Origin of the sequence: Caballeronia choica, from assembly GCF_001544535.1 — a bacterium.
GTDB lineage: Bacteria > Pseudomonadota > Gammaproteobacteria > Burkholderiales > Burkholderiaceae > Caballeronia > Caballeronia choica.
Genome location: NZ_FCON02000071.1, coordinates 17,353 through 39,835 on the forward strand (window position 1 = coordinate 17,353; position 22,483 = coordinate 39,835).

Below are 22,483 nucleotides of genomic sequence, written 5' to 3' on the forward strand. Positions count from 1 at the left end.
AGTCACTGAACACCGGCTCTGCGATGATGACAGGAGGAACCCGGTATGGACTATTTAGACAGACGAGTCGGGCCCAATCTGGCCTATGGCGGTTTGATTAGCGAAGGACGGCACACGCTTGGCGCTGGCTTTCGTGGACAGACCACATCGCCACATCGGCGCTCGATGACGGCCACAAGCAGTTGATAGATGGCGACTAATGCTGCCATCTTTTTAGGCCAGCTTGACCAGGAAAGGATGGAGTGTCAGGCAAGGTGGCATTAGCCCGCATCGATTCGAACGCGCAAGCAAGATCTCACGGCCTGCGCATTTTGCTAACGCTGCACGACAAAAGTAACGGTTCGCAGGCGACGACGGCTGAAAAATGCCGTCGTCGCCTTTTTGCTTGTTCGGGTATCGTGCTCACGCCGCTGCCGATGCAACGTTGAGTTGCGCATTGAGCTTGATGGCCGCCTCGGTGCGATTTCTCACTTGCAGCTTGTCATAGATGACGCACGAGACTTGCCGGACGTGACCTGGGCTGATCGCCAGTTCCCGCGCGATCTCCTTTCCCGACAGTCCCCGTCCGATGCAGCGCGCAACGTCCCATTCGCGAGGCGATAGCGCGAGGTCGATTCTGGACTGCGCGACTGATGCCGCATCCGTTACGCATGCGAGGCGTCGCAGGACTTCCTCGGGAACCCACAATTCGCCCGCGAGCATGCGGCTGAGGCCGGTGAGCATGGTCTTCAGCTTGCCGCGTTTGAGCAGCACGCCCTGCGCATCGTGATCCCGAAGGCATGTGCGGATCACTTCGATTTCCCGGTCATCCGTCAAGGTGAGCCCGGTGCATACGACCACCGGCACTCCCCGCGGATTCGCCGCCTGCAGCCGTTCGAGCGTGTGCGTCCCGCCGCGCGCTCCGTTGAGATCGAGGTCGAGAAACACGAGGTCCGGCGGCGGCGCCTTGCCGATTTCCTCGATCGCCTGAGCGAGCGTGAATACGGGTACCGTCTCGACATCGTGCTCGCTCCACTCCGACGCATGTTGCCGGATGTACTCGGTAAGCGCGACGCAAGCAAGTTCGTGATCATCGACCCACACGATTTTCATCGTCATCCCTCCGGTTCGTGAGGAACGACGCGGCCGAGTTCGTTGCGCTTGCCGCAGGCCACGTCTGACGTCCCATGCTAGCGACGTTTGGACGTCCCGCAATCCCCGCACTGCGAGCCACCCGATCGCAGGGACGGCGAGCGCGCGCGCCAGTCAGAACCGGTAACCGACCCGCAGATAAGTCACGATCGGGTCGAGCGTGACCTTTGCCTCGCTGCGCTGCGTGAGCGTGCCGACGGGCCTTTGAGCCTGCGTGGTGAGCGTGGCCGTCGTCTTCATCGGGATGTACGAAACCGAAAAGCCCGCAAACCAGTGCTCGGCGAATGCGTACGTGAAGCCGACGTTGAAAACCGGCTCCCAGACACTGCTCGCATCGACGGTGGTCGGGCCGTTCAGGAAACTGGACTCGAACTGCGTGTTGGTGATCGTGGCGTCCCTGAACGACGTCCGCGTCACGCCGATGCCGACGTACGGCCGGAATTTCGCTTGAGGCTCAAGGAAGAAATACTTGAAGAGCAGCGTGGGACTCCACTGCTTGACGGTGCCGAGCTTGCCAAATTGCGAGAGCGAGCCGGTGCCGCTCAGGTCGAACTTGGGCGGAATGCCAAATTCGAATTCCGCGGCGATGTGGTCCGTCACGAAGTATCCGGCGGTGAAGCCGAGCGTATCGGCGTCCGATATCGAGGCCCCGGTGTTCGGGATCGTGACGTCGACCGGACTGCCGCCGACCGAGGTCAGTTTGAACGGACTGCTGCTGTCTTGCGGCGCAAAGTGAAACCAGCCGGTCGTGACGAAGAAGCTTCCCGCTGTTTGCGCATATCCCGCAGTGGACAACGACGCGAGCGCTGCACATGCGCCGGCCAATCGACTCGCTTTCAATTTGCATTCCTCCAGAGAAGAAACACGCTTCCTTACGACGCGTCGGGCTGATCATCGCCTCGATCGGTCTTTTAGACAACCATTTTGATGTGAAGGAATGGCAGCGACGCAACACAGGGCGAGGCGCTGGCGACAGAAGCGCTTTTGCGAATACTCATTCGCAAAATGGAGTATGCGGTTGCTCACGGGGCCGGGCTGTTCAAGCCGCGGTGCGGGCGTTCGTCACCGGATGCCCGAAGGAGTGGAGGATGAAACCTGATCGAAAAACCGTTGGCGATCAGCTTCGCTGTACCCGTGCTTCTGCGACTTGCGCGTGCAGTCGGGGAAGGTCGCTTTGAATCGTTTTCCAGACGATCTCGAAGTCCACCTGGAAGTAGCCGTGGGCCACGGCGTTGCGCATCTGGTAGGCGAACGCCAAGGGCAATTCGGGGTGGCTTGCAGCGAACTCCGGATAGTGCTTTTCGATGTTGTTGCTGGCCTAGCCAATGATCTCGAGGTTGCGGATCACGGCGTCCTGCACCAACTGGTTATCCAGGAACGCCCGTTGGGCCATTTCCCTGGTGTATCGCTCGATGCGCTCGATGGCTTCGAGAATGTGCGCCAGATAGTCGGCAAGGCGCTGCTGGTCGCGACTCATACGGGACGGGCCTCGGCGATCACCAACGCCCGGAATTTGTCGGGCAGGGCGTTGGGGGTCAACACGTCCACCGGCACACCAAGCAGCTGGCCCAACTCGTGACGGATCGCGCCAATGTCGAACAGCGTCGTCTCGGGCGTCGGGTCGATCAGGATGTCGAGGTCGCTGCTGTCCGTGTCCTCGCCGCGCAGGACAGAGCCGAATACCCGGGCATTCCGGGCGCGGTGGGACTCGACCACGCGACGAATCGCGGCGCGATTCGAGTGCAATGCTTCCGAAGGTTTCAAACTCTCCTCCCACGATGAATTCCGGTTCCATGATAAGCGAACGCGATGTCTGCTACAACATCGCAATCCGGGTTTACTCCAAGGATGACGGGATCGCATCGAACCGCCAGACGCATCGCATTCGGATAGCTGAAAATCAGCACCGCCCTTCAAGCATTCTGGATGGCGAAACAATCCGCACCCTGCGCGCGACAAACGTCACCCACAAGCGTGCGCCTCGTGCTAGCCAGCAGGATCGTCCTACCGGTTGGCAGGATCGTCCTAACGATGCGTACGCCTGTCGATTTACGCTTCGAATGATGTCAGGCGACGCGCGGATGGCTGGCCGGTTCGGTATCCGAAGTTCGACGACCGGATGCCGTGTCCCGTGCGGGTGGTGGATGTCGTATAGCGGGCGTGGAGGTGGACGATCATGGCAAATCCTACCGATGAAGAAGCACCCGGTGCAAGGCCGGAAGACTGCTGGAACTATGCGGGCCCTCACGTCGCCGCGCTGGTCGACGACTGTTGCCGGATGCTCAACTACGCCACCGACAAGGGCATCAACGTGGAGCCCCAGGATTCCAGGAACGTATCGATCGCCGGAAAGGCGTTCGCACGCGGCCGGTGGAGCGAGCAGATCGAATCGGACCTTTACACGACCAAGAGCAGGCTGGCCGCCGCGATCCAGCCCGTGACGACGGAAACGCTCGCCGCGAACGCGCTGCACGATGCGCGCAAATCCACGCGCTTTTATTTCAGGGCGACGATCGCGATCGCCTCGGTGCTCGTGCCGCTGTCGATGGTGGTCTTCGCCAACGCCAAGCTCGCGAGCAGCAGCAAGGCGCTCATCGAGAGCAACGATACGTTGGCCGTGACGCTGTACAACGAATTGCAAGACCATCGCAACCAGATCGACGCTGCGAAGCAGCGTCTCATCACGGCCGCCAACGGCGCGCCCGGCGCGTCCGGCGCGTCGGATTCGGCGGTGGCTTCCGCGCCGGCTGCATCCTCGGGCGCGGCTGCGTATCTCGTCAAGACCGGGAAAGCGGCCGGCGTGAACCGGATTCCCTCGTGCGCGCCGTTGGCGAGCGCGGACGGCGCGACGGCCATCAACGTCTCCGCGGCGACCTGCCCTTCGTCGGGCACGTCGCCGACGAACGGCGTCGCCGAAACGGGTAGCAACGCCGACGAAATGGTCGCCAACACGCCCACTGCCATCGTCATCAAGGGGCAGCTTCAGGAGTTCGCGCGCAACAACCGGCTGCTGTTTGCACAAACCATCTGGCTTGGCCGGCTGAACCTGGCGCATTACCAGAACGTGTACCAGTCGCCGTGGATGGAAAGCGCCAGGACGAAGCGTGAAAATCTCGAACTGCGGCTGCCCATCCTGACCAATCCATATCGGACGATGAAGCAGGACACATCGCTCAGCGAGGACGAACGGAACCCGGATCACGCGATCGACGATGGCCTTCAAAAGCTCGCCGTCTACCAGGACATCCGCGCGATGGCGCAGGACGCGCAGCGCACCACCGACATCATGTGGGCGGCCATCACGACCTACGTCCTGCCGGTGCTGTATGCGCTCCTCGGATCGCTCGCGTTCATCCTGCGCGACCTTTCCGAGCAAAGCGTCAGCAAGACCTTCCACCCGACTCATGGGCGATTCGTCAATCGCGTGCGGCTCGTGGTCGCGGTGATCATCGGCACGGTGATCGGCCTGTTCGACAACTTCTGGAAAGACAGTGTTGCATCGGCTTCGCCGCTCGCGATTGCGTTTGTCGCGGGCTATGCGGCAAACACGTTCTTTGCGTTCCTCGACAAGAGCGCGCTGGGCGCCAAGCTCGCCGGCAAGCAGCAGTAGCCGTGAAGGACCGCGCGCCGGGAGCATGCGGCGCGCGGGGTCTTCCGTCGCGTTGGTCTTGCCGCCGAGGTCGCCGGTATTCGGGCCTTCCTGCGGGTTCGTCATAGAATCGGGCTTTGGCTGAGCCACTATGCACGAATCGTGAAGAAAACGCCGAACCCCGCTCCGAACCTCGACGACCTGCGCGTGTTTTGCCTCGTCGCCCGCAAGGCCAGCTTCAGCGCGGCGGCCGACGCGCTGTCGGTATCGCCGGCTTACGTCAGCAAGCGCGTGAGCGTGCTCGAGGCGGAGTTGGGCACACGCTTGCTGCATCGTTCGACCCGTCGTGTCGCGATCACCGAGGCCGGCGAGCGGGTCTACGCCTGGGCCGAAAAGATTCTCGACGACGTCGACCAGCTCGTCGAGGACGTTTCGACGACGCGCCGGCTGCCGCGCGGAACGCTGTCGGTGTCGAGCAGCTTCGGCTTTGGCCGGCATTTGGTCGCGCCGGCGCTCTCGCGGCTCACCGAGCGCTATCCCCAACTGAGCGTGCGGCTCGATCTGTTCGACCGCATCGTCGATGTGGCGGGCGAGGGCTTCGACCTCGACGTGCGCATCGGCGACGACATCGCGCCGCATCTGATCGCCAGGCGGCTGGCCGCGAATCACCGGGTGCTGTGCGCGTCGCCGGACTATCTCGCGCGGCATGGCGTGCCGCGCGCGGTGGGCGATCTCGGTGCGCACCCGTGTCTCGCGATCAAGGAGCGCGACCATCCGTTCGGGATCTGGCGCTTGAGCGTGCGCGGCGAGACGTCGTCGATCAAGGTCACCGGGCCGCTTTCCACCAATCATGGAGAAGTCGCCGTGCAATGGGCGCTGGCGGGGCGCGGCATCGTGCTGCGCTCGATGTGGGATGTCAGGCCGCTCCTGGAAAGCGGCGCGCTCGTGCAGGTGCTGCCGGAGGCGACGCAGAGCGCGAATGTGTGGGCGGTGTATCCGGCGCGGCTGGCGGCGTCGGCGAAGGTCAGGGTTTGCGTGGATTTTCTGGCCGAAGAGTTTGCGCGCTGGCCGGGATAGGGCATATATACGGGTAGCGGCTTTACGACGAAGCGCGCCCATGCAATGAGGACACCATGCTGAAGAACATCGATCCGCTGTTGAACGCCGACATCCTGCACGCCTTGTGCGCGATGGGACACGGCGACGAAGTCGTGATCTGCGACGCGAACTTTCCCGCCGACTCCGTCGCGCGCCAGACCGTGCTCGGCAAGCTGCTGCGCATCGATGGCGCGAGTTCGCCCCGGGCGATTCGCGCGGTGCTGTCGGTGCTGCCGCTCGATTCGTTCGTCGATCATCCTGCCGAGCGCATGGAAGTGGTCGGCGATGCGAGCGCGTTGCCGGCCGTGCAGCGCGAAGCGCAACGCGAAGTCGACGACGCCGAGGGGCGCGACACGCCGTTCGCGTCGATCGAACGCTTTGCCTTCTACGAGCGCGCGAAGAAGGCTTACTGCGTGATCGCGACGGGCGAGGCGCGCGGCTATGGGTGCTTCATCTTCAAGAAGGGCGTCGAGTTGGCGGCGGATGCGCCGGAGATCGCAAAGTAAGGCGGTGGAGGTGCGCTTCGGTTGAGTCGGTGAATACCACGCGCCAGCGCCCCTCGACCCGCTGGTTTCCTGCTCGATCATCCCAACGTCACGACGCGTTACACCCCCACCTGTTCGTCATGGCCGAATCAGGTTGAGAACTGGTTCGCCCGAATTCAGCGCGATGTCATCACGCGCGGCGCGTTCACCAGCACCCAATACCTCAACAAAAAGCTCGTGCGCTAAATCCGCCAGTACAACAGGCAAGCCGCACCGTTGAATTGGGAGTACGCCGAATCCAGGCGCCGCCCCAGGTGCGATTCATCCGGTTCAATGGACTGGTTTGCGCCCGAATGATCAGCGCAAATGTCCGGTAGTCACTTGCCTGGGCCTTCAGGAAGATTGCCGAATTGACTGGAAGGCCGATGCTTGAGCGGAGTTCCGTCACTGTCCCCGGCTGAGACGCCATCGCCGCGATCTCATCATCGCCAATCGCGATGGTGCCTTGCCGAATGACCACGTACAAGCCGGCTGGCCTGATGCAAGATGCTTCCAAACAGCAACCGACTACGAAACTGCGACGCCGCGCCAGCCGCGGCCGTCAATTGACGGAGCGAGACGAAGCAATGCAACTCGATCAGGCTACCGCTGGCTTGCGGACCCTCTATGACAAGATCTGGGACAGTCACCGGGTGATGTCCCGCGACGATGGACAGGACCTCCTATTCATCGACCGCCATTACATTCATGACGTCACCGCGCAGTCTTTCGACCTGTTGCGCCAGCGCGGGCTCAAGCCGCGCTCGCCCGAGCGCATCTTTGGCACGCCCGACCACTACGTTTCCAGCACGGCGAATGACCTCGCCGCGGTGACCGACCCCGAACGGCGCGCCATGATCGAGGCACTGCAACGTGACGCGGCCGAGTCGCGCATTACCTTGTTCGACATGAGCGACTCGCGGCGCGGCATCGTGCACGTGGTCGGACCCGAGCAGGGGCTGAGTCTGCCGGGCATGACCGTGGTCTGCGCCGATAGCCACACCTCGACGCACGGCGCGATGGGCGCATTGGCGTTCGGTATCGGCGCAACCGAGGTAGCCCACGTGCTCGCCACGCAATGCCTGTGGCAGCGCAAGTCGCGAAACATGCGCATTACCCTCGACGGCACGCCGGGCCCGGGCGTCACCGCCAAGGACTTGATTCTGGCTGTCATTGCGCGTATCGGCGTGGCCGGCGCGACGGGCCACGTGATCGAATACGCCGGCTCCGCGATCGCCGGTTTGTCGATGGAAGGCCGGCTGACCTTGTGCAACATGACCATCGAGGCCGGCGGTCGCGCCGGGATGATCGCTCCGGACGAAACCACCTTCACGTATCTTGCCGGGCGCCAGTTCGCGCCCGCGGGCGACCAGTGGGACCGGGCGGTGGCGCACTGGCGGACCTTGTTCACGGACCCCGGCGCGGTATTCGATTGCGAAGTTCATATCAACGTAGCCGAGATTGCCCCGATGGTGACATGGGGCACTACGCCCGGTTATGCCTGTGCCATTGACCACCGCGTGCCAGATCCTGCGAGGCAGTCCGATCCCGATCTCCGCGCGGCGATGTCGCGGGCGCTCGACTATATGGGTCTGGCCGCCAATGAGGCGCTCGAAGGCGTCGCGATAGACAGGGTATTCATCGGCTCGTGCACCAACGGGCGTATCGAGGACATGCGCAGTGCGGCAGAGGTGGCGCGCGGCCGTCACATTGCACCCGGCGTCGAAGCGTGGGTGGTGCCGGGCTCGCACGAAGTGCGTGCGCAAGCCGAGGCCGAAGGGCTCGACCGCGTGTTCAAGGAAGCCGGATTCCAGTGGCGCTTTCCCGGCTGTTCGATGTGTCTCGCAACCAACGGCGATATCGCCGCGCCCGGCCAGCGTTGCGCCTCCACATCGAACCGTAACTTCGTGGGCCGACAGGGACCCGGCGTGCGCACGCACTTGATGAGCCCGGCGATGGCTGCTGCGGCCGCGGTGACCGGACGTCTCACCGATGTGCGCCGCCTCCTGGGAGCCTGAACATGGAAAGACTTGAGTACCTCGACGCAGTCGCGGCGCCGATTGTTGCGATCAACTGCGATACCGACCAGATTCTGCCGGCGCGCTTCCTGCAAAAACCCCGGTCCGACGATTTCGGTCAGTTTCTGTTTCGTGCGCTGCGCTTCGGCCCGGATGGCGCGGAACGTCCTGACTTCGTGCTTAACAGAGCGCCCTTGCGCGAGTCGCGCATCGTCGTAGCCAACCATAACTTCGGTTGCGGCTCTTCGCGAGAGCATGCGGTCTGGGCGCTGTACGACTACGGTATCCGGGCGGCGATTGCCCCAAGCTTCGGTGACATCTTTTTCATCAACTGCCTCAAGAACGGGCTCCTGCCGATCGTGTTGCCCGAGGCCGTTGTGCTACCGCTGCTGGTTACCTTGTCGGAGAGTCCGGGCAGCCGCATTGCCATCGACTTGCGCGCACAGACTGCCACGTTGCCCGACGGCTCGTCTCACACCTTTGAGATGGAGCCTTTCGCCAAGGAGTGTCTGCTGCGCGGCATGGACGAGATCGACTACACACTTTCGCATCGAGACCGCATCGATGAATTCGAGCGCAACCGTGCCGACACGTATTGATGGCGCGCGCCTTCTCACTACGACCAAGGAGATTACAGATGAAGATTGCAGTCATGCCCGGCGATGGTATTGGCCCCGAAGTAGTCGCGCAGGCTCTTAAGGTGCTGCGGGTAGTGGCGCCTCAAGCCGAAACGCAGGAGGCTCCCATCGGCGAGGCTGGCATACAGGCGCACGGCGTGCCGCTGCCCGAACCCACGCTTGAACTCGCGCGCAAGGCTGACGCCATCCTGTTTGGCGCGGTAGGCGTGGCTGACGAAGCCGCGATTCCGCGTGAACAGCGCCCCGGAACCGGGCTGCTGAAATTACGCGAAGCGCTGACTCTCTATGCCAACTTCCGCCCGGCCTACATGTTCCCGGAGCTGATCGGCGCCTCGACGCTGCGCCCGGAAGTGGTCGATGGACTGGACATCGTGATCGTGCGCGAGTTGAACGGCGACGCGTATTTCGGCCAGCCGCGCGGCTTCGAGACCAACCAGGCGGGCGAGCGGGTAGGTTTCAACACGATGCGTTATTCCGAGTCGGAGGTGGAGCGCGTCGCCCATGCTGCCTTCCGGGCCGCGCGGCGCCGTCACCACAAGCTGTGCTCGGTGGACAAGGCCAACGTGCTGGAAGCGAGTCAGTTGTGGCGCGAAGTTGTCACGCGCGTGGGGCACGATTACCCGGACGTCGAACTGAGCCATCTCTTTGTGGACGCTGCCGCGATGATGCTGATGCGCCGGCCCAAGCAGTTCGATGTGATCGTCACAGGCAACCTGTTCGGTGACATTCTCTCCGACGCCGCGGCCATGCTGACCGGTTCGATTGGCATGTTGCCTTCTGCCTCGCTCGGCTATGACCGCAAGGGGTTGTACGAGCCGGTGCACGGGTCGGCTCCGGATATCGCCGGCAAGGATATCGCCAATCCGCTCGCCGCCATTCTGTCGCTTGCGTTGATGCTGCGCGAGAGCTTCGAAATGGAAGACGACGCGAGTCGCGTCGAACAAGCCGTGCGTGCGGTGCTGGCCGCGGGCTACCGTACCGCCGACATCCAGCAAGATGGCACGCGATGCATCGGCACTCAGGACATGGGCGACGCAGTGGTCGAGGCGCTGCGCAAGCAGGCAGCTTAGGGCGGATCACGTCGCGCGGACCGGGCCTGGCATCACGAGATTCAGGAGTTACAGGAGATATAAAAAGACTCAGGAGCCGGTCCACACTCGACACTTTGTTGCACCGAAAAATCCCTACAAAGGGAGGAGACAACCATGAAGCTGAAACTTGCCATCGCGCTGTGCGCAGCGCTCGAGCTTGCCTGCGGTTCGGCCACGGCAGTGGCCAAGGATGTGCCTGAAAAACCCGACTTGCACATTGCGGCGGCTTCGGTGGGCATCACCTATCTGCCGATGCTCGTCGCAAAGCAGCGGGGCTACTTCAAGGACGAAGGGCTGGATGTGACCATCGCCGCCTTTTCCGGCGGGTCGAAGACGCTCGAGGCCCTGCTTGGCGGCAGCTCTGACATGGTGGCCGGCGCCTATTCCAACACCATTACCATGGCCACCAAGGGTCAGCACCTCGTGGTGGTGGCGGCGCAAGTCATCTGTCCGGGATGGATCTTCGGTGTCTCCCAGAAACGCCAGGCCGAAGTGAAATCGGTCAAGGACCTGAAGGGCATGCGAATCGGGGTGAGCGCGCCGGGTTCCAGCACGCACATGGCACTCAATTACATTCTGCACAAAGCGGGGCTGCAGTCTTCGGACGTGTCCATCATTGGTGTCGGGCAGGCAGCCGGTGCGGTGGCGGCGGTGCGGGCAGGGCAGATCGACGCGCTGATCGTCAACGACCCGAGCGCCACGATCCTCACGAAGGATGGGAGCCTCAAGCCGCTGGAGAACATGCGCACGGCTGACGGAAACGTCAAGGTGTTCGGCTCGGATTACCCCGAGTCGAGCCTGTTCGCGACGCAAGAGTTCATCGACAAGAATCCCAAGACGGTGCAGGCCGTCGCCAATGCGATCGTGCGAGCCGAGAAGTGGATTGCCACTGCCACGCCGCAGCAAGTTGCGGATAACGTGCCGCCACAGTATCTGGGGGACAACAAGGCGCTCTATGCCGAAGCATTTACGAACAGCCGCCGTTGCATCGCGCAAAACGGAGAGATCACCGCGAAAGGCGCGCAGACCGTGCGTGAGGTGCTGGCAGCCTTCGATCCGGCGGTGGCATCGGCCAAGATCGACCTCGCCTCGACCTATGACAACCGGTTCGTCAAGAAGGCGGCGGAGAGCCAGCCATGAGCACGGCAACCTACAGCATCCCGCTCGACAGCGGACGGACCGAGGTGCGCGAAGCCCTGCGCTTTGACAACGTGACATGCACCTTCGCGGGCAACGGCAAGAAGGCGCAGACCTACACAGCCGTCTCCGAGGGGAACCTGACAATCGGCGACGGAGAGTTCGTCTCGATCGTCGGGCCCACGGGCTGTGGCAAGTCCACTCTGCTCAACGTTGCCGCCGGGCTGACACGGCCCTCGTCGGGCAGCCTGAGCGTGTTCGGCAAAAAGCTGACGCATGGCCTGAACACGCAGGCGGCCTATCTGTTCCAGGTCGACGCGCTCATGCCCTGGAAGACGACCGAAGAAAACATCGCCATGGGCCTGATCTTTCGCGGCACGCCGCGCGAAGAGGCGCTGCGTGTGGCGCGCGGCTGGCTGGAGCGAGTCGGTCTTCGCGGGCACGGCAAGAAGTATCCGCACCAGTTGTCCGGCGGGATGCGCAAGCGTGCTGGCCTGGCGCAGGCCCTCGCGCTGAACCCTCGCATCATTCTGATGGACGAGCCGTTCAGCGCGCTGGATATCCAGACCCGGCATCTGATGGAGAACGAGTTGCTGCAACTGTGGTCGCACGACCGCAAGTCGGTGATGTTCGTGACTCACGATCTGGAGGAGGCCATCTCGTTATCGGATCGCGTCATCGTGTTGTCAGCCGGGCCTGGAACCCGACCTATCGCGGAGTTCAAAATCGACCTCGAGCGTCCGCGCGAAATGTCGGAGATCCGTATGACGCAGCGTTTCCTGCAACTGCACACCCAGATCTGGGACGTGCTTCGAGGGGAGGTTCTGAAAAGCTATGCGCGCAATCGAGTTTGACGCAAACAATCGTTTCACCGTGCTGGTGACCCGGCTGCTGATCCTGTTCGGTGTCCTGTTCCTGTGGTGGCTCGGCACGTATCAGAAGTGGCTGTCGCCGTTCTTCTTCGGCGATCCGGTCGGTGTGGCGCTGCGCATCGTCGACTGGTTCGTGACGGGCTCGGTGTTCCGTCATTTGTACACGACCTTGCTCGAAACCATGCTGGCGTTCGTGATCGGCACGGTCCTGGGGCTGGCGTGCGGCCTGTGGCTCGCGCTCAGCCCGTTCCTGGCCGTGGTGTTCGATCCGTTCATCAAAGCCATGAATTCGATGCCGCGCCTGATTTTTGCGCCGATCTTCGCGCTCTGGTTCGGTCTCGGCATCTGGTCCAAGGTGGCGCTGGGCGTGACGCTGGTGTTCTTCGTGGTGTTCTTCAACGTTTTCCAGGGTGTCCGCGAGGTCAGCCCGACGGTGTTGTCCAACACACGCATGCTGGGTGCCAATTCGCGCCAATTGATGCGGCATGTCTACCTGCCATCGGCGACGAGCTGGGTCTTCTCCAGCCTGCATAACGCGATCGGCATTGCCTTCGTGGGCAGCGTGGTGGGCGAATACCTCGGCTCCGAAAAGGGCGTGGGTTACCTGATCCTGCTGGCCGAGGGTGTATTCGATATCAACTCGGTCATCGCCGGCATTCTGGTGCTGACCGTGTTCGCCCTGATACTCGATACGGCGGTGTCGATGGTCGAGGATCATCTGCTGCGCTGGCGCCCCGTCGCTGGACAGACCGTGGCCACGAGCGCCTGAGTACGGCGCGATCGAAAATTTCATCCTGGGAGATCATCTTGCAGACCAACGCAATCAATTTGAAGGACCGCGTCGCCGTCGTGACCGGCGGCGCGCAAGGCATCGGCCTGGAGGTCGGACGCCGACTGCTGGCCTCCGGCGCACGGCTGGTGATCTGGGACATCAATCCCGCAGGCATGGAGCGCGCTCGTGAGGAACTGCGCGAGCACGACGTCCACTTCGAGCGTGTCGACATTGCCGACTACGCGAGCGTGCAAGCCGCCGTTGCGGGTACGCTGAAAGCGGCCGGGCACATCGATATCCTGATCAATAACGCGGCCATCGTCGGTCCCAATGCCACGCTGATCGAGTATCCGCTCGATGTCTGGAAGCAGGTGATCGATATCGACGTCAACGGCACCTTCCATTGCTGTCGTGCCGTGGCGCCGGTCATGATCGGCCAGAACTACGGTCGCATCGTCAACCTCGCCTCGGTCGCCGGCAAGGAAGGCAACCCGAATGCGGCCGCCTATAGCTCGGCCAAGGCTGCCGTGATTGCGATGACCAAGTCGCTCGGCAAGGAACTGGCGAGCCACGATATCGCGGTCAACTGCGTGACGCCCGCCGTGGCGCGCACCCCCGGCGCGATGGAGCAGTCGCCCGAGCATATCCGCTACATGCTCGGCAAGATCCCGCGCGGGCGCTTTCTCGAACTCAACGAAGCAGCAGCCATGATTGCGTGGCTCGCCAGCGAAGAGAATTCATTTACCACTGGCGCGGTTTTCGACCTGTCCGGCGGTCGCGCCACCTATTGAGACGAGCCTACCTATGAAGCTGTTGCGTTACGGCCCGCCAGGCCACGAAAAGCCGGGCCTTCTTGACAACGATGGAAACCTTCGGGACCTGTCTGGCCATGTAGCCGACATCGCCGGCAACGTTCTCCTGCCCGACAGTCTCGCGCGCCTGAAGGCGCTCGATTCCGCGTCGCTGCCACGCGTCGAAGGCAATCCGCGCCTGGGCGCCTGCGTTGGCGGCACGGGCAAGTTCATCTGCATCGGTCTGAACTACTCCGACCACGCCGCCGAAACCGGCGCCACGGTGCCTCCTGAGCCAATTATCTTCATGAAGGCGACCAGTGCCATCACCGGGCCGAACGATACCATCGAGATTCCGCGCGATTCTCTCAAGACCGATTGGGAAGTCGAGCTGGGTGTGGTCATCGGCAAGGCCGCCAAGTACGTGAGCGAGCGCGATGCCATGGATCATGTCGCAGGTTACTGCGTCATCAACGACGTGTCCGAGCGCGCGTTCCAGGCCGAGCGTCAGGGGCAGTGGACCAAGGGGAAGTCGGCCGACACCTTCGGTCCGACCGGCCCGTGGCTGGTGACCCCCGACGAGGTGCCGCATCCTCAGTCGCTGCCCCTGTGGCTGGAGGTCAACGGTCATCGTTATCAGAATGGCAGCACCTCCACCATGGTGTACGGCGTGCGTTACCTCGTGGCCTACTTGTCGCAGTTCATGTCGCTGCAGCCAGGCGACATCATTTCCACCGGCACGCCCCCGGGCGTCGGGCTGGGGCAGAAGCCGCCCGTCTACCTGAAACCGGGCGACGTCGTGACGCTCGGCATCGAGGGGTTGGGTCAGCAGCGCCAGACCGTCGTGCAGGGCTGAAGCAGGGCTGAATACCCGGGGCAGCGCCTGTGCAAACATTGAGGACAGGAGAAAAACCATCGTGAGAGTGAGAGCGCTCAGGCACCTGGTCTTGCCGGTACTCGCGAGCTGTGCGGTCCTGGAAAGCCAGCCGGCTGCCAGCGCCCCGCCCGTGCCGGAGAAACCGAAGATTCATTTAGCTGCGGCGGGCGTGGGCTTTCCCTATTTGCCGTTCATCATTGCCGACAGCCGCGGGTATTTCAAACAGGCGGGGCTGGATGTCGAGATCGGTGTGTTCAGCGGCGGCGCGAAAGCGCTGCAGGCGATGATGGGCGGCAGCGCCGATATCGTGGCGGGCGCCTATTCGAACACCATCACGATGGCGGCCAAAGGACAAAAGCTGGTGTCGTTCGTGACCCTGGCCTCCTGCCCCGGCTGGGTGTTTGGGGTGACGCGCGCCAGCCACGGCAAGGTCAAGACTTATGCTGACTTGAAGGGCATGCGCATCGGCGTGAGCTCGCCCGGTTCGAGTTTCCACATGGGCGCGAATTACCTGCTGAACAAAGCGGGCGTGAAGCCGGGCGACGTTTCGATCATAGGCGTGGGCTCGTCGGCAGGCGCAATCGCCGCGGCACGCAGCGGGCAGATCGACGCATTGATGAGCAACGACCCGGTCGCGACCGTGCTGCAGGATAGCGGCGATCTGTTCCCGCTGGCCGTGATGCGTGATCCGGCCAGCACCCGCGCCACGCTCGGCGGCGATTATCCGGAAGCCTCCGTCTACACCACCCGGGAATTCGCCGCCAAGTATCCCAAGACCGTGCAGGCGGTGACCAACGCCATTCTGCAAGCCGAGCACTGGATGGCGCAGGCGACGCCCGAGCAGGTCGCTGCAGCCGTGCCGACGCAATACGCTTTAGCGGATAAGGATGTGTTCGCCCGAGCCTACGCGAACATGCACAACTGCATTTCGCGAGACGGCTTGATGACCGACGCCGCGGCGCACACGGTACACGACGTGCTTGCCGCCTTCGACCCCGGTGTCGGCAAGGCTTCGATCGATCTGAAGGCGACTTACGACAACCGTTTTGTCGAGAATGCCGACAAGCCCTGATAGGGAGGAAGCAGCGATGGAAGGCGACATGCACATCATGGCGGAAGGCCTTGAATTTCCCGAAGGTCCGGTGGCGATGCCTGACGGCTCGCTCGTGCTTGTCGAAATCGAGAGGGAGACCATCAGCCGCGTAGCGGCAGACGGCAAGGTGAGCGTGCTTGCAGCGGTGGATGGAGGCCCGAACGGTCTGGCGCTGGGGCCGGATGGCGCCTTCTACATCTGCAACAACGGAGGCTTTCTCTTTCGTACCGTTGCCGGGCTGAATCGCACGAAGCCAGGCGTGCATCCGCGTTATACCAGCGGTCGCATTGAGCGTTTCGACCCAAAGTCAGGCACGCTGACGACACTGTATGACCGCTGTGGCGACCACCCGCTGTGCGGTCCCAACGACATCGTGTTCGACCACGACGGCGGGTTTTACTTCACCGATTTTGGAAAGAACCGGCTGCGCGACCGCGATCACGCCGGTCTCTATTACGGCCGCGCCGATGGATCAATGATCGTCGAAGTTGCTTACCCGCTCACCACGGCCAACGGCGTCGGCCTGTCGCCTGACGATAGTGTCGTCTATGTAGCGGAGACCGAGACGGCGCGCCTGTGGGCGTTCGATCTGGAGGCGCCGGGCCGGGCGCGCAAGCACCCTTATCCGTCTCCGCACGGCGGGCGCCTGGTGTGCGGGTTGCCGGGTTACCAGCGCTTCGACAGCCTGGCTCTCGATGCGGCGGGGAATATCTGCGTGGCCACGCTCGTTACCGGCTGCATCACGGTCGTTGCGCCGTCCGGCGAGGTGCTGCGGCAGGTGATGGTGCCGGACGGGATGGTGACCAACATCTGCTTCGGCGGCCCCGACATGAAGACGGCTTACGTTACGCTGTCCGGCACGGGGCGCCTCGGTAGGCTGCCCTGGCCGCAGGCCGGATTGAAGCTGGCTTATTCGTGATGGCCGGGCCGTGACGGCTGGACGCCTGCTGCATCACGGCTCGCGAGCAGGTGCTTGAGAAAGAGCTGGACTGGCACAGGAAGCGACTCGGCCTCGCGCACGCAGATCTTCCAGTGGCGTTCCGCCCACGGTTCGTCCAGTTGCACGGCGATCAATGGCGCCGAGCTCACATAGCGTTCGGCATGATGCTCTGGCACCAGCCCGATGCCAAGCCGCGCTTCCACCATGCTACGCACTGGCTCGAAACCGTTGACCCGGATCGACAGCTTGAGCGGGTGGTCCAGGTCCGCCGCCGCGCGCAACACCAATGAATTCAGATAGCTGCCCACTTGCGGTCCCACCAGCGGGTATTCGGCGACTTCACGGAAGGTGACCCGATCGGCACGGCTGAGCGGATGATCGGGCGGCATGATGACCACCAGCCGGTCGCTGCGATAAGGAAATACCTGCAGGCCGCTGGTTACTGTCGTCCCGCCGAACACGCCGATGTCCGCAGCGTTCTCGGCTACGGCGCGGACCACCGCCGGGCTGAGGCTCTCCTGGAGATCGATGCGTAGCCCTGGGTGCATTTCCAGGAAAACGCGAATGTCGTTGGCGATGTACTGGACGATAGTCGAGAGGCTCGCATGTAACCGGATCTGTCCGCGCACGCCTTCGGCATGGTCCAGCAACTCGCTCTCCATCTGTGCAATATCGCGCAGGAGCACGCGGGCGTGCTGCAGAAGGGCCGCGGCAGCGGTCGTCAGTTCGAGTCCCTTGTTGCTGCGCACAAAGAGCGCGTTCTTCAGCGTATCTTCAAGATGAGACATGCGCTTGCTGAGCGCGGACGGCGCAATATTTTCGGCTTCCGCCGCGCGTGCAAGACTGCCGTGCTCGCAGACAGCAATAAACAATTTCAACGATTGCAGATCGAATCGCATCGAGTCTCCGGGGGCGCGGGTCTTCTCGCCGCAGTGCTTCTTCTGAAGTGAAAGTATGCACGGCGTCATTTGCGAGCGCAAAGTTCTAGCGAAAGGCGCTCGCCCGAGCGGAGATGCAGGCGAACGGCGAAACAGGTTTGTTTGCACCGGTCCCCGCTCAGTTTTCAATGAACCACCACAAACTGTTGCTTTTTAAAGATAGGTTGCACTGCAGCATAAAAAGAGTATGATCAGGGTATTCCCTTAGCTACTTACCCGGATAACTGCCATGAAGACTACCGCTCAAACCTCTTTGCTCGTCTCGTTCGGTTCCTGGATGCGCAACGCTATGGCCGTCACGCGCCGCGAACTGAATCGCGCGCTCGACCTGCACGTCCAGAACTGCGAAATCCTCGCGGAAGCGTATCGCCGCAAGTAATTGCTGGCGGCATTGCGCCGTCGCGCGGTAAATAGCAAAAACGCCCCGGAAACTCACGTTTCCGGGGCGTTTTGTCGTTTGAGCGAACAAACAGGGAGCTAGATCGCCCAGCCGCCCAGATAGAACACCGCCAGCACCAGCGCAATCACGACCGTGCCGACATTCAGCTTTTTGTATTCACCCGCCACGACGCGCCCGATCACCAGCGTGCAGAACCCGAGCATGATGCCCGTCACGATGTTCGCGGAGAGCACGATGAATACCGCGCAGACAAGGCCGGACATCGCGTCGACGGTGTCTTCCATGTGCAGTTTGCTCACGTTGCCGAGCATCAGCAGGCCGACATACATCAGCGCGGGCGCCGTCGCGTAGGAGGGCACGAGGCTCGCCAGCGGCGACAGGAACATCACCGCGAGAAACAGCGCGCCGACCACCGCCGCCGCAAGCCCCGTCTTCGCGCCCGCCGCAACGCCGACCGTCGATTCGATGTACGCCGCCGCCGGCGCGCCGCCGAAGCAGGCGGAGAAGATCGAGCTGATGGAATCCGCGGTCAGCGCGCGGCCGCCGTTCACGATGCGGCCGTTCTTGTCGATCTGGCCCGCCTGGCCGGCGACTGCGCGGATCGTGCCGGTGGCGTCGAAGACCGCCGTCATCACGAGCGCGAGGACGCTCGGCAGGACCGCCATCGACAGCGCGCCCTTGATGTCCATCGCGCCGATCAGCGAGGCGTGGCCCGGCGTGCTCAGCGACGGCAGCGCGAAGATGCCGTGAAAGCGCACCGACGGGTCGAACGCGAGGCCGATTGCCGACAATCCGACCACCACCAGCAGAATCCCGCCCGGCACGCGCCGGCGTTCCAGCCCGAAAATCGCGGCGAGTCCGAGAATCGACATCAGCACCGGAAATGCAGTGATGTGCCCGAGCGACACCGGCATGCCGGCGAACGGGTTCTTCACGATCAGCCCGACTTCGTTCGACGCGATCAGCAACAGGAACAAGCCGATGCCGATCCCGGTGCCATGCGCGACGCCCGTCGGCAGGTTGCGCAGGATCCACGAACGCACGCCGGTGACGGAGATCGCGGTGAATACCACGCCCATCAGGAACACGGCGCCGAGCGCGACAGCGGGCGAGAGCCCCTTGCCGAGCACGAGGCCGAACGCGGTGAATGCGGTGAGCGAGATCGCGCAGCCGATCGCGATCGGAAGGCGCGCCCAGATGCCCATCAAGAGCGAGCCAAACGCGGTGGTGAGACACACGGCGACGAACACCGCGCTCGTGTCGAAGCCTGCCTTGCCAAGCATGCCCGGCACGACGAACACCGAATAGACCATCGCGAGAAACGTCGTGACGCCGGCGACCACTTCGCGCCGTTGCGTACTGCCGCGCGCGGAAATGCCGAAGTAGCGGTCGACGAAACCACCGCCGAGCGCAATCTCGCTGTCTTCCTCGCGATCGAGGGTTGTGATGTCGCCAAGCGGCTGGGCGGGGGATTCCATCATGAGTTGCTCCTTTATCAGCACGCTGAAACGGCTGGTGCCGTGCGCTCATGTGCGCGCGGTGCCGTCGTCAGGGTCGTCTCGTCTGTGTAGTTTTGGGTTTGACCGCAGGCAGCGGCAAGGCTGGACTCGGTCAGGACAGAGACTAGGGGAACACGGAGCCTCGTCCAATCTCATAAAAAACATGCCGCTCATGCCGCGACGCTTATAGTCTTGCGCACGGGGCCTGTGCATCGTACAGCCGGAGGCAAACCCTTATGCAAAAAGGCCAGGCGCGCGGGCCTGGCCTTCCAGCTGACGATTTGAAATCATCGGGTTTACGCGGGCGGAATCAGCGAATCACGCGTGAGACGCCGCGTCCGCGCGGATCGGACATCGCCTCGGGCGTGGTGTCGTCGATGCGGATCGCCTGGATGTCGCCGTCGAAGTCCTGCGTCGTGAACTTGTAGCCCTTCGCTTCGAGCGCCTTCACCACGTCGGGATCGAGGGCGCGGAACGGCTCCTCGAAAATCGTGTTCGGCGGCAGCAACTGATGGTGAAAACGCGTCGCTCCGACGGCTTCGGGCAGCGGCATCGAGAAGTCGTAGACGTTGGTCATCACCTGGAAGATCGACGTGAAGATGCGCGAGCCGCCCGGCGTGCCGATCACCATCGCGACCTTGTCGTCCTTCGTGAGGATGGTCGGCGTCATCGACGAGAGCGGGCGCTTCCTTGGCGCGATCGCGTTTGCATCGCTGCCGACCACGCCGAACATGTTCGCCACGCCCGGCTTCGATGCGAAGTCGTCCATCTCGTCGTTCAGCACGATCCCGGTGCCGTCCGCGATCACGCCCGAGCCGAAATAGCCGTTGATCGTGTACGTGTTCGATACCGCGTTGCCCCATTTGTCGACGACGGAATAATGCGTCGTCTCCGCCTTTTCGGGCATCGAGGTGCCGAGGCCGGGCAGCACGCTCTTCGTGTCGGACGGTGTGTCCGGGTTCACTTCCTGCGCGCGCTTGAGGATGTAGTCGTCGTTGGTCAACTGCGCAACGGGCACCTTGTAGAAGTCCGGGTCGCCGAGATACTGCGCGCGGTCGGCGAACACGCGCTTCTCCATCTCCGCGACGAGGTGGACGTACTGCGCGGAGTCGAGCGGGACGTCGTCGAATTTGTCCTTGAGGTCGGCCTTCATCTTGAGCATCTGCACGAGGCCGATGCCGCCCGAGCTCGGCGGCGGCGCGGTGATGATGCGATAGCCGTTCCAGCTCGCGAGAATCGGCTGGCGCCACACGGCCTTGTATTCCTTCAGGTCGCGCTCGGTGATGAGGCCGTGGCCGGTCATCGAACTGGCGATCAGTTCGGCCGTCCTGCCTTCGTAGAAGCCTTTTGCGCCGTCGTCGGAGATGCGTTGCAGCGTCGCGGCAAGGTCCGGCTGCTTGAACGTCGCACCCTGCTTGAGGCCGCTGAAATACAGGTCGAAATTGGTTTTTCCGGCGAATTGCTTCGATGCCTCGTCGCGCCGCTGCTGCAACTGGTCGCTGACCACGAAGCCGTCCTGCGCGTACTTGATCGCGGGCGCGAGCACCTGCTTCCACTTCAGCTTGCCGAAGCGCTTTTGCGCTTCCCACATGCCCGCGACCGTGCCGGGCACGGCCACCGCGCGGTGCCCGTAGACGCTCATGCCCTTGACGACTTCGCCCTTGTCGCCGAGGTACATGTTCTGCGTCGCGGTCAGCGGCGCGCGCTCGCGATAGTCGAGGAAGTATGGGCGATGGTCGACGTAGAGCGTCATGAACCCGCCGCCGCCGATGTTGCCCGCTTCCGGATACGTCACGGCGAGCGTGAACGCGATGGCGACGGCCGCATCGACGGCATTGCCGCCCTGCTTGAAAATCTGTTCGGCGGCGTCGGCGGCGAATTTGTCCGCGACGGCCACCGCGGATGCGGTCAGTATCGCCGGTTGCGCATCGGTTTTCGCGTACGCCGGCGTGGTTTCGACGAAGCCGGCCGAGACGAAAAGCGCGGCGGCGAGCACGAGCGAGCGCATGCGTTGTTCCATTTTCAGCGACATCTCCCGCTGTCTCCTTCTGTTCGGTGAAGTATGGGCTTATACCACGATCGAGTTTCTCAAGAAAAATCGTCGGGGCGTACCGCTTTCGTTCCCGTGCGATCGCGCCGCGTTGGCCTGGCCGCGTTCTGGCGGGAATTTTGTCTGGCTCGGGACATTTGACAGGCGACCAGTCGATCGGTGCGACGCTCATGCGTGGACCGTCGTGGGCGGCGGCTCTCGCTGTGACGCAAAAGCGCTATCCTTGTTGGACGAGAGCGGGAGGGAACTTCGGGACCGCCGCAAGCAGACGGAAATCGCTGCGCCGCCGACCGCGTGACGTATGCGGACGCATCGAAGGCATCACACGGGCCGATATCGCACATTCGGCGAGAGCGGGTTGAAGCGGGCTGTCGAACAGGAGGAAGTGATGAATGCGCAAGTCGATCCGATTCCCGAGGGTTGCCACGGCGTCACGCCCTATTTGACGGTGGCGGGCGGCGCCGCCGCGATCGATTTCTACACGAAGGTGTTCGGTGCCACCGAGGTGTTCCGGCTCGACGCGCCCGGCGGACGCGTTGGTCACGCGGAACTCGAGATCGGCGGCGGCATCGTCTATCTCTCCGACGAGTTCCCCGAAATGGACGTGCACGGCCCGCTTGCGGTGGGCGGTACGCCCGTGACGCTGCACCTGTACGTGAAGGACGTCGATGCGGTCGTGCAACGCGCGGTGGATGAAGGCGCCACGCTGATTCGCCCGGTCGCGGACCAGTTCTACGGCGACCGCGGCGGCAAGCTGCGCGATCCGTTCGGGCATCTTTGGTGGCTCGCGACGCGGATCGAGAACGTATCGGCGGAGGAGATGCGCGTGCGCGCGGAGAAGCTTTTCGGTGGTCAGGGTCAGGGTTGAGGGGGGCGCTGGCGCTTGGGGTGGGGTGGGGTTTGTTTACACCGTTTGATGCACTCTGGCTTCTATGGAACTTGCTTTGTTTTTGGTTTATTAGCTCTGCCCCTGTCCGGGGCGGGACTCACTTTCTTTGCTGCTGCAAAGAAAGTAAGCAAAGAAA

General features: G+C 63.0%; 23 protein-coding genes and 1 pseudogene. 16 read left to right on the forward strand and 8 right to left on the reverse strand.

Translation table 11 applies throughout. The annotated features are described in order from the left end of the window. Positions 1-242 precede the first annotated feature (242 nt). The gene (locus AWB68_RS46850; protein ID WP_125483038.1) at positions 243-428 is read left to right on the forward strand and encodes a hypothetical protein; all 186 of its coding nucleotides are present in this window, start codon (positions 243-245) and stop codon (positions 426-428) included. Here AWB68_RS46850 and AWB68_RS26065 read toward each other — a convergent pair. The 4 genes and pseudogenes from AWB68_RS26065 to AWB68_RS26080 all read right to left on the reverse strand — a co-directional run bounded on the left by AWB68_RS26065 (position 403) and on the right by AWB68_RS26080 (position 2,895). After that, a complete protein-coding gene (locus tag AWB68_RS26065) occupies positions 403-1,092 on the reverse strand; it encodes a LuxR C-terminal-related transcriptional regulator (protein ID WP_160110067.1) in 690 nt (229 codons plus the stop codon). The two genes, AWB68_RS46850 and AWB68_RS26065, sit on opposite strands and share 26 nt — an antisense overlap. 153 nt (positions 1,093-1,245) lie before the next feature. Continuing rightward, on the reverse strand, positions 1,246-1,971 hold the full coding sequence (locus AWB68_RS26070; protein WP_087647231.1) for an OmpW/AlkL family protein: 726 nt from the start codon (positions 1,969-1,971) through the stop codon (positions 1,246-1,248). Between the two features lie 277 nt (positions 1,972-2,248). Beyond that, positions 2,249-2,608, reverse strand: a pseudogene (locus AWB68_RS26075) (HepT-like ribonuclease domain-containing protein). Then, complete coding sequence (locus AWB68_RS26080; protein WP_087647232.1) at positions 2,605-2,895, reverse strand: nucleotidyltransferase family protein; 291 nt, start codon at positions 2,893-2,895, stop codon at positions 2,605-2,607. The pseudogene AWB68_RS26075 and the gene AWB68_RS26080 overlap by 4 nt, the downstream one beginning before the upstream one ends. A 412-nt stretch (positions 2,896-3,307) precedes the next feature. Here AWB68_RS26080 and AWB68_RS26085 point away from each other — a divergent pair, with 412 nt between their 5' ends. The 3 genes from AWB68_RS26085 to AWB68_RS26095 all read left to right on the forward strand — a co-directional run bounded on the left by AWB68_RS26085 (position 3,308) and on the right by AWB68_RS26095 (position 6,324). Beyond that, positions 3,308-4,741, forward strand: coding sequence for a hypothetical protein (locus tag AWB68_RS26085; RefSeq protein ID WP_087647233.1), 1,434 nt, complete (start codon positions 3,308-3,310; stop codon positions 4,739-4,741). 141 nt (positions 4,742-4,882) lie between these two features. Next, the gene (locus AWB68_RS26090; RefSeq protein ID WP_087647234.1) at positions 4,883-5,797 is read left to right on the forward strand and encodes a LysR substrate-binding domain-containing protein; all 915 of its coding nucleotides are present in this window, start codon (positions 4,883-4,885) and stop codon (positions 5,795-5,797) included. A gap of 56 nt (positions 5,798-5,853) precedes the next feature. Continuing rightward, on the forward strand, positions 5,854-6,324 hold the full coding sequence (locus AWB68_RS26095; RefSeq protein WP_087647235.1) for an RbsD/FucU family protein: 471 nt from the start codon (positions 5,854-5,856) through the stop codon (positions 6,322-6,324). 202 nt (positions 6,325-6,526) lie between these two features. Here the strand turns inward: AWB68_RS26095 and AWB68_RS48345 are convergent, their stop codons facing one another. Next, entirely contained in the window at positions 6,527-6,829 is a 303-nt protein-coding gene (locus tag AWB68_RS48345; protein WP_160110068.1) for a hypothetical protein, read from the reverse strand. Positions 6,830-6,929: 100 nt separating this feature from the next. Here AWB68_RS48345 and leuC point away from each other — a divergent pair, with 100 nt between their 5' ends. The 10 genes from leuC (at position 6,930) to AWB68_RS26150 (ending at position 16,550) form a co-directional block, all read left to right on the forward strand. Further along, positions 6,930-8,360 (forward strand): 3-isopropylmalate dehydratase large subunit, encoded by a 1,431-nt coding sequence (gene leuC / locus AWB68_RS26105; protein WP_087647236.1) that lies wholly within the window; start codon positions 6,930-6,932, stop codon positions 8,358-8,360. Positions 8,361-8,362: 2 nt separating this feature from the next. Then, the gene (gene leuD / locus AWB68_RS26110; protein ID WP_087647237.1) at positions 8,363-8,959 is read left to right on the forward strand and encodes a 3-isopropylmalate dehydratase small subunit; all 597 of its coding nucleotides are present in this window, start codon (positions 8,363-8,365) and stop codon (positions 8,957-8,959) included. Positions 8,960-8,997: 38 nt separating this feature from the next. Continuing rightward, positions 8,998-10,068, forward strand: coding sequence for a 3-isopropylmalate dehydrogenase (gene leuB, locus AWB68_RS26115; protein ID WP_087647238.1), 1,071 nt, complete (start codon positions 8,998-9,000; stop codon positions 10,066-10,068). A 135-nt stretch (positions 10,069-10,203) separates the two neighbouring features. Then, complete coding sequence (locus AWB68_RS26120; RefSeq protein ID WP_087647239.1) at positions 10,204-11,229, forward strand: ABC transporter substrate-binding protein; 1,026 nt, start codon at positions 10,204-10,206, stop codon at positions 11,227-11,229. Beyond that, positions 11,226-12,080 carry an ABC transporter ATP-binding protein gene (locus AWB68_RS26125; protein ID WP_087647240.1) on the forward strand — a complete coding sequence of 285 codons (855 nt, stop codon included), beginning with the start codon at positions 11,226-11,228 and terminating at the stop codon, positions 12,078-12,080. Before AWB68_RS26120 ends, AWB68_RS26125 begins: the two co-directional genes overlap by 4 nt. Continuing rightward, a complete protein-coding gene (locus tag AWB68_RS26130) occupies positions 12,061-12,867 on the forward strand; it encodes an ABC transporter permease (RefSeq protein ID WP_087647241.1) in 807 nt (268 codons plus the stop codon). The genes AWB68_RS26125 and AWB68_RS26130 overlap by 20 nt, the downstream gene beginning before the upstream one ends. Positions 12,868-12,905: 38 nt before the next feature. Next, positions 12,906-13,661: an SDR family NAD(P)-dependent oxidoreductase gene (locus AWB68_RS26135; RefSeq protein ID WP_087647242.1), complete on the forward strand. Its 756-nt coding sequence runs from the start codon at positions 12,906-12,908 to the stop codon at positions 13,659-13,661. A 13-nt stretch (positions 13,662-13,674) separates the two neighbouring features. Continuing rightward, positions 13,675-14,517 carry a fumarylacetoacetate hydrolase family protein gene (locus tag AWB68_RS26140; protein WP_087647243.1) on the forward strand — a complete coding sequence of 281 codons (843 nt, stop codon included), beginning with the start codon at positions 13,675-13,677 and terminating at the stop codon, positions 14,515-14,517. An 85-nt stretch (positions 14,518-14,602) separates the two neighbouring features. Further along, the gene (locus AWB68_RS26145; protein WP_374729609.1) at positions 14,603-15,610 is read left to right on the forward strand and encodes an ABC transporter substrate-binding protein; all 1,008 of its coding nucleotides are present in this window, start codon (positions 14,603-14,605) and stop codon (positions 15,608-15,610) included. Positions 15,611-15,626: 16 nt separating this feature from the next. Beyond that, positions 15,627-16,550, forward strand: coding sequence for an SMP-30/gluconolactonase/LRE family protein (locus AWB68_RS26150; protein WP_087647245.1), 924 nt, complete (start codon positions 15,627-15,629; stop codon positions 16,548-16,550). On the opposite strand, the gene AWB68_RS26155 is transcribed toward AWB68_RS26150, so the two are convergent. After that, the gene (locus tag AWB68_RS26155; RefSeq protein WP_087647246.1) at positions 16,541-17,470 is read right to left on the reverse strand and encodes a LysR substrate-binding domain-containing protein; all 930 of its coding nucleotides are present in this window, start codon (positions 17,468-17,470) and stop codon (positions 16,541-16,543) included. The genes AWB68_RS26150 and AWB68_RS26155 overlap by 10 nt on opposite strands. 268 nt (positions 17,471-17,738) lie before the next feature. Here AWB68_RS26155 and AWB68_RS48350 point away from each other — a divergent pair, with 268 nt between their 5' ends. Further along, a complete protein-coding gene (locus AWB68_RS48350) occupies positions 17,739-17,888 on the forward strand; it encodes a hypothetical protein (protein ID WP_160110069.1) in 150 nt (49 codons plus the stop codon). Between the two features lie 98 nt (positions 17,889-17,986). Here AWB68_RS48350 and AWB68_RS26160 read toward each other — a convergent pair whose 3' ends face one another. After that, positions 17,987-19,390, reverse strand: coding sequence for an NCS2 family permease (locus tag AWB68_RS26160; protein WP_125483039.1), 1,404 nt, complete (start codon positions 19,388-19,390; stop codon positions 17,987-17,989). Between the two features lie 328 nt (positions 19,391-19,718). Next, positions 19,719-21,440, reverse strand: a complete 1,722-nt coding sequence (gene ggt, locus AWB68_RS26165) for a gamma-glutamyltransferase (protein WP_087647247.1) — start codon at positions 21,438-21,440, stop codon at positions 19,719-19,721. Positions 21,441-21,846: 406 nt separating this feature from the next. Between ggt and AWB68_RS26170 the strand changes: the two genes are divergently transcribed. Further along, a complete protein-coding gene (locus AWB68_RS26170) occupies positions 21,847-22,326 on the forward strand; it encodes a VOC family protein (protein ID WP_087647249.1) in 480 nt (159 codons plus the stop codon). Positions 22,327-22,483: the final 157 nt, after the last annotated feature.

Bases quoted from the DNA above. Each gene is read 5' to 3' on its own strand.
- AWB68_RS26065 (WP_160110067.1), bottom strand. From the start codon at position 1,092: ATGAAAATCGTGTGGGTCGATGATCACGAACTTGCTTGCGTCGCGCTT.
- AWB68_RS26085 (WP_087647233.1), top strand. From the start codon at position 3,308: ATGGCAAATCCTACCGATGAAGAAGCACCCGGTGCAAGGCCGGAAGAC.
- AWB68_RS26095 (WP_087647235.1), top strand. From the start codon at position 5,854: ATGCTGAAGAACATCGATCCGCTGTTGAACGCCGACATCCTGCACGCC.
- leuC (WP_087647236.1), top strand. From the start codon at position 6,930: ATGCAACTCGATCAGGCTACCGCTGGCTTGCGGACCCTCTATGACAAG.
- leuD (WP_087647237.1), top strand. From the start codon at position 8,363: ATGGAAAGACTTGAGTACCTCGACGCAGTCGCGGCGCCGATTGTTGCG.
- leuB (WP_087647238.1), top strand. From the start codon at position 8,998: ATGAAGATTGCAGTCATGCCCGGCGATGGTATTGGCCCCGAAGTAGTC.
- AWB68_RS26120 (WP_087647239.1), top strand. From the start codon at position 10,204: ATGAAGCTGAAACTTGCCATCGCGCTGTGCGCAGCGCTCGAGCTTGCC.
- AWB68_RS26125 (WP_087647240.1), top strand. From the start codon at position 11,226: ATGAGCACGGCAACCTACAGCATCCCGCTCGACAGCGGACGGACCGAG.
- AWB68_RS26130 (WP_087647241.1), top strand. From the start codon at position 12,061: ATGCGCGCAATCGAGTTTGACGCAAACAATCGTTTCACCGTGCTGGTG.
- AWB68_RS26140 (WP_087647243.1), top strand. From the start codon at position 13,675: ATGAAGCTGTTGCGTTACGGCCCGCCAGGCCACGAAAAGCCGGGCCTT.
- AWB68_RS26150 (WP_087647245.1), top strand. From the start codon at position 15,627: ATGGAAGGCGACATGCACATCATGGCGGAAGGCCTTGAATTTCCCGAA.
- AWB68_RS26155 (WP_087647246.1), bottom strand. From the start codon at position 17,470: ATGCGATTCGATCTGCAATCGTTGAAATTGTTTATTGCTGTCTGCGAG.
- AWB68_RS48350 (WP_160110069.1), top strand. From the start codon at position 17,739: ATGAAGACTACCGCTCAAACCTCTTTGCTCGTCTCGTTCGGTTCCTGG.
- AWB68_RS26160 (WP_125483039.1), bottom strand. From the start codon at position 19,390: ATGATGGAATCCCCCGCCCAGCCGCTTGGCGACATCACAACCCTCGAT.
- ggt (WP_087647247.1), bottom strand. From the start codon at position 21,440: ATGTCGCTGAAAATGGAACAACGCATGCGCTCGCTCGTGCTCGCCGCC.
- AWB68_RS26170 (WP_087647249.1), top strand. From the start codon at position 21,847: ATGAATGCGCAAGTCGATCCGATTCCCGAGGGTTGCCACGGCGTCACG.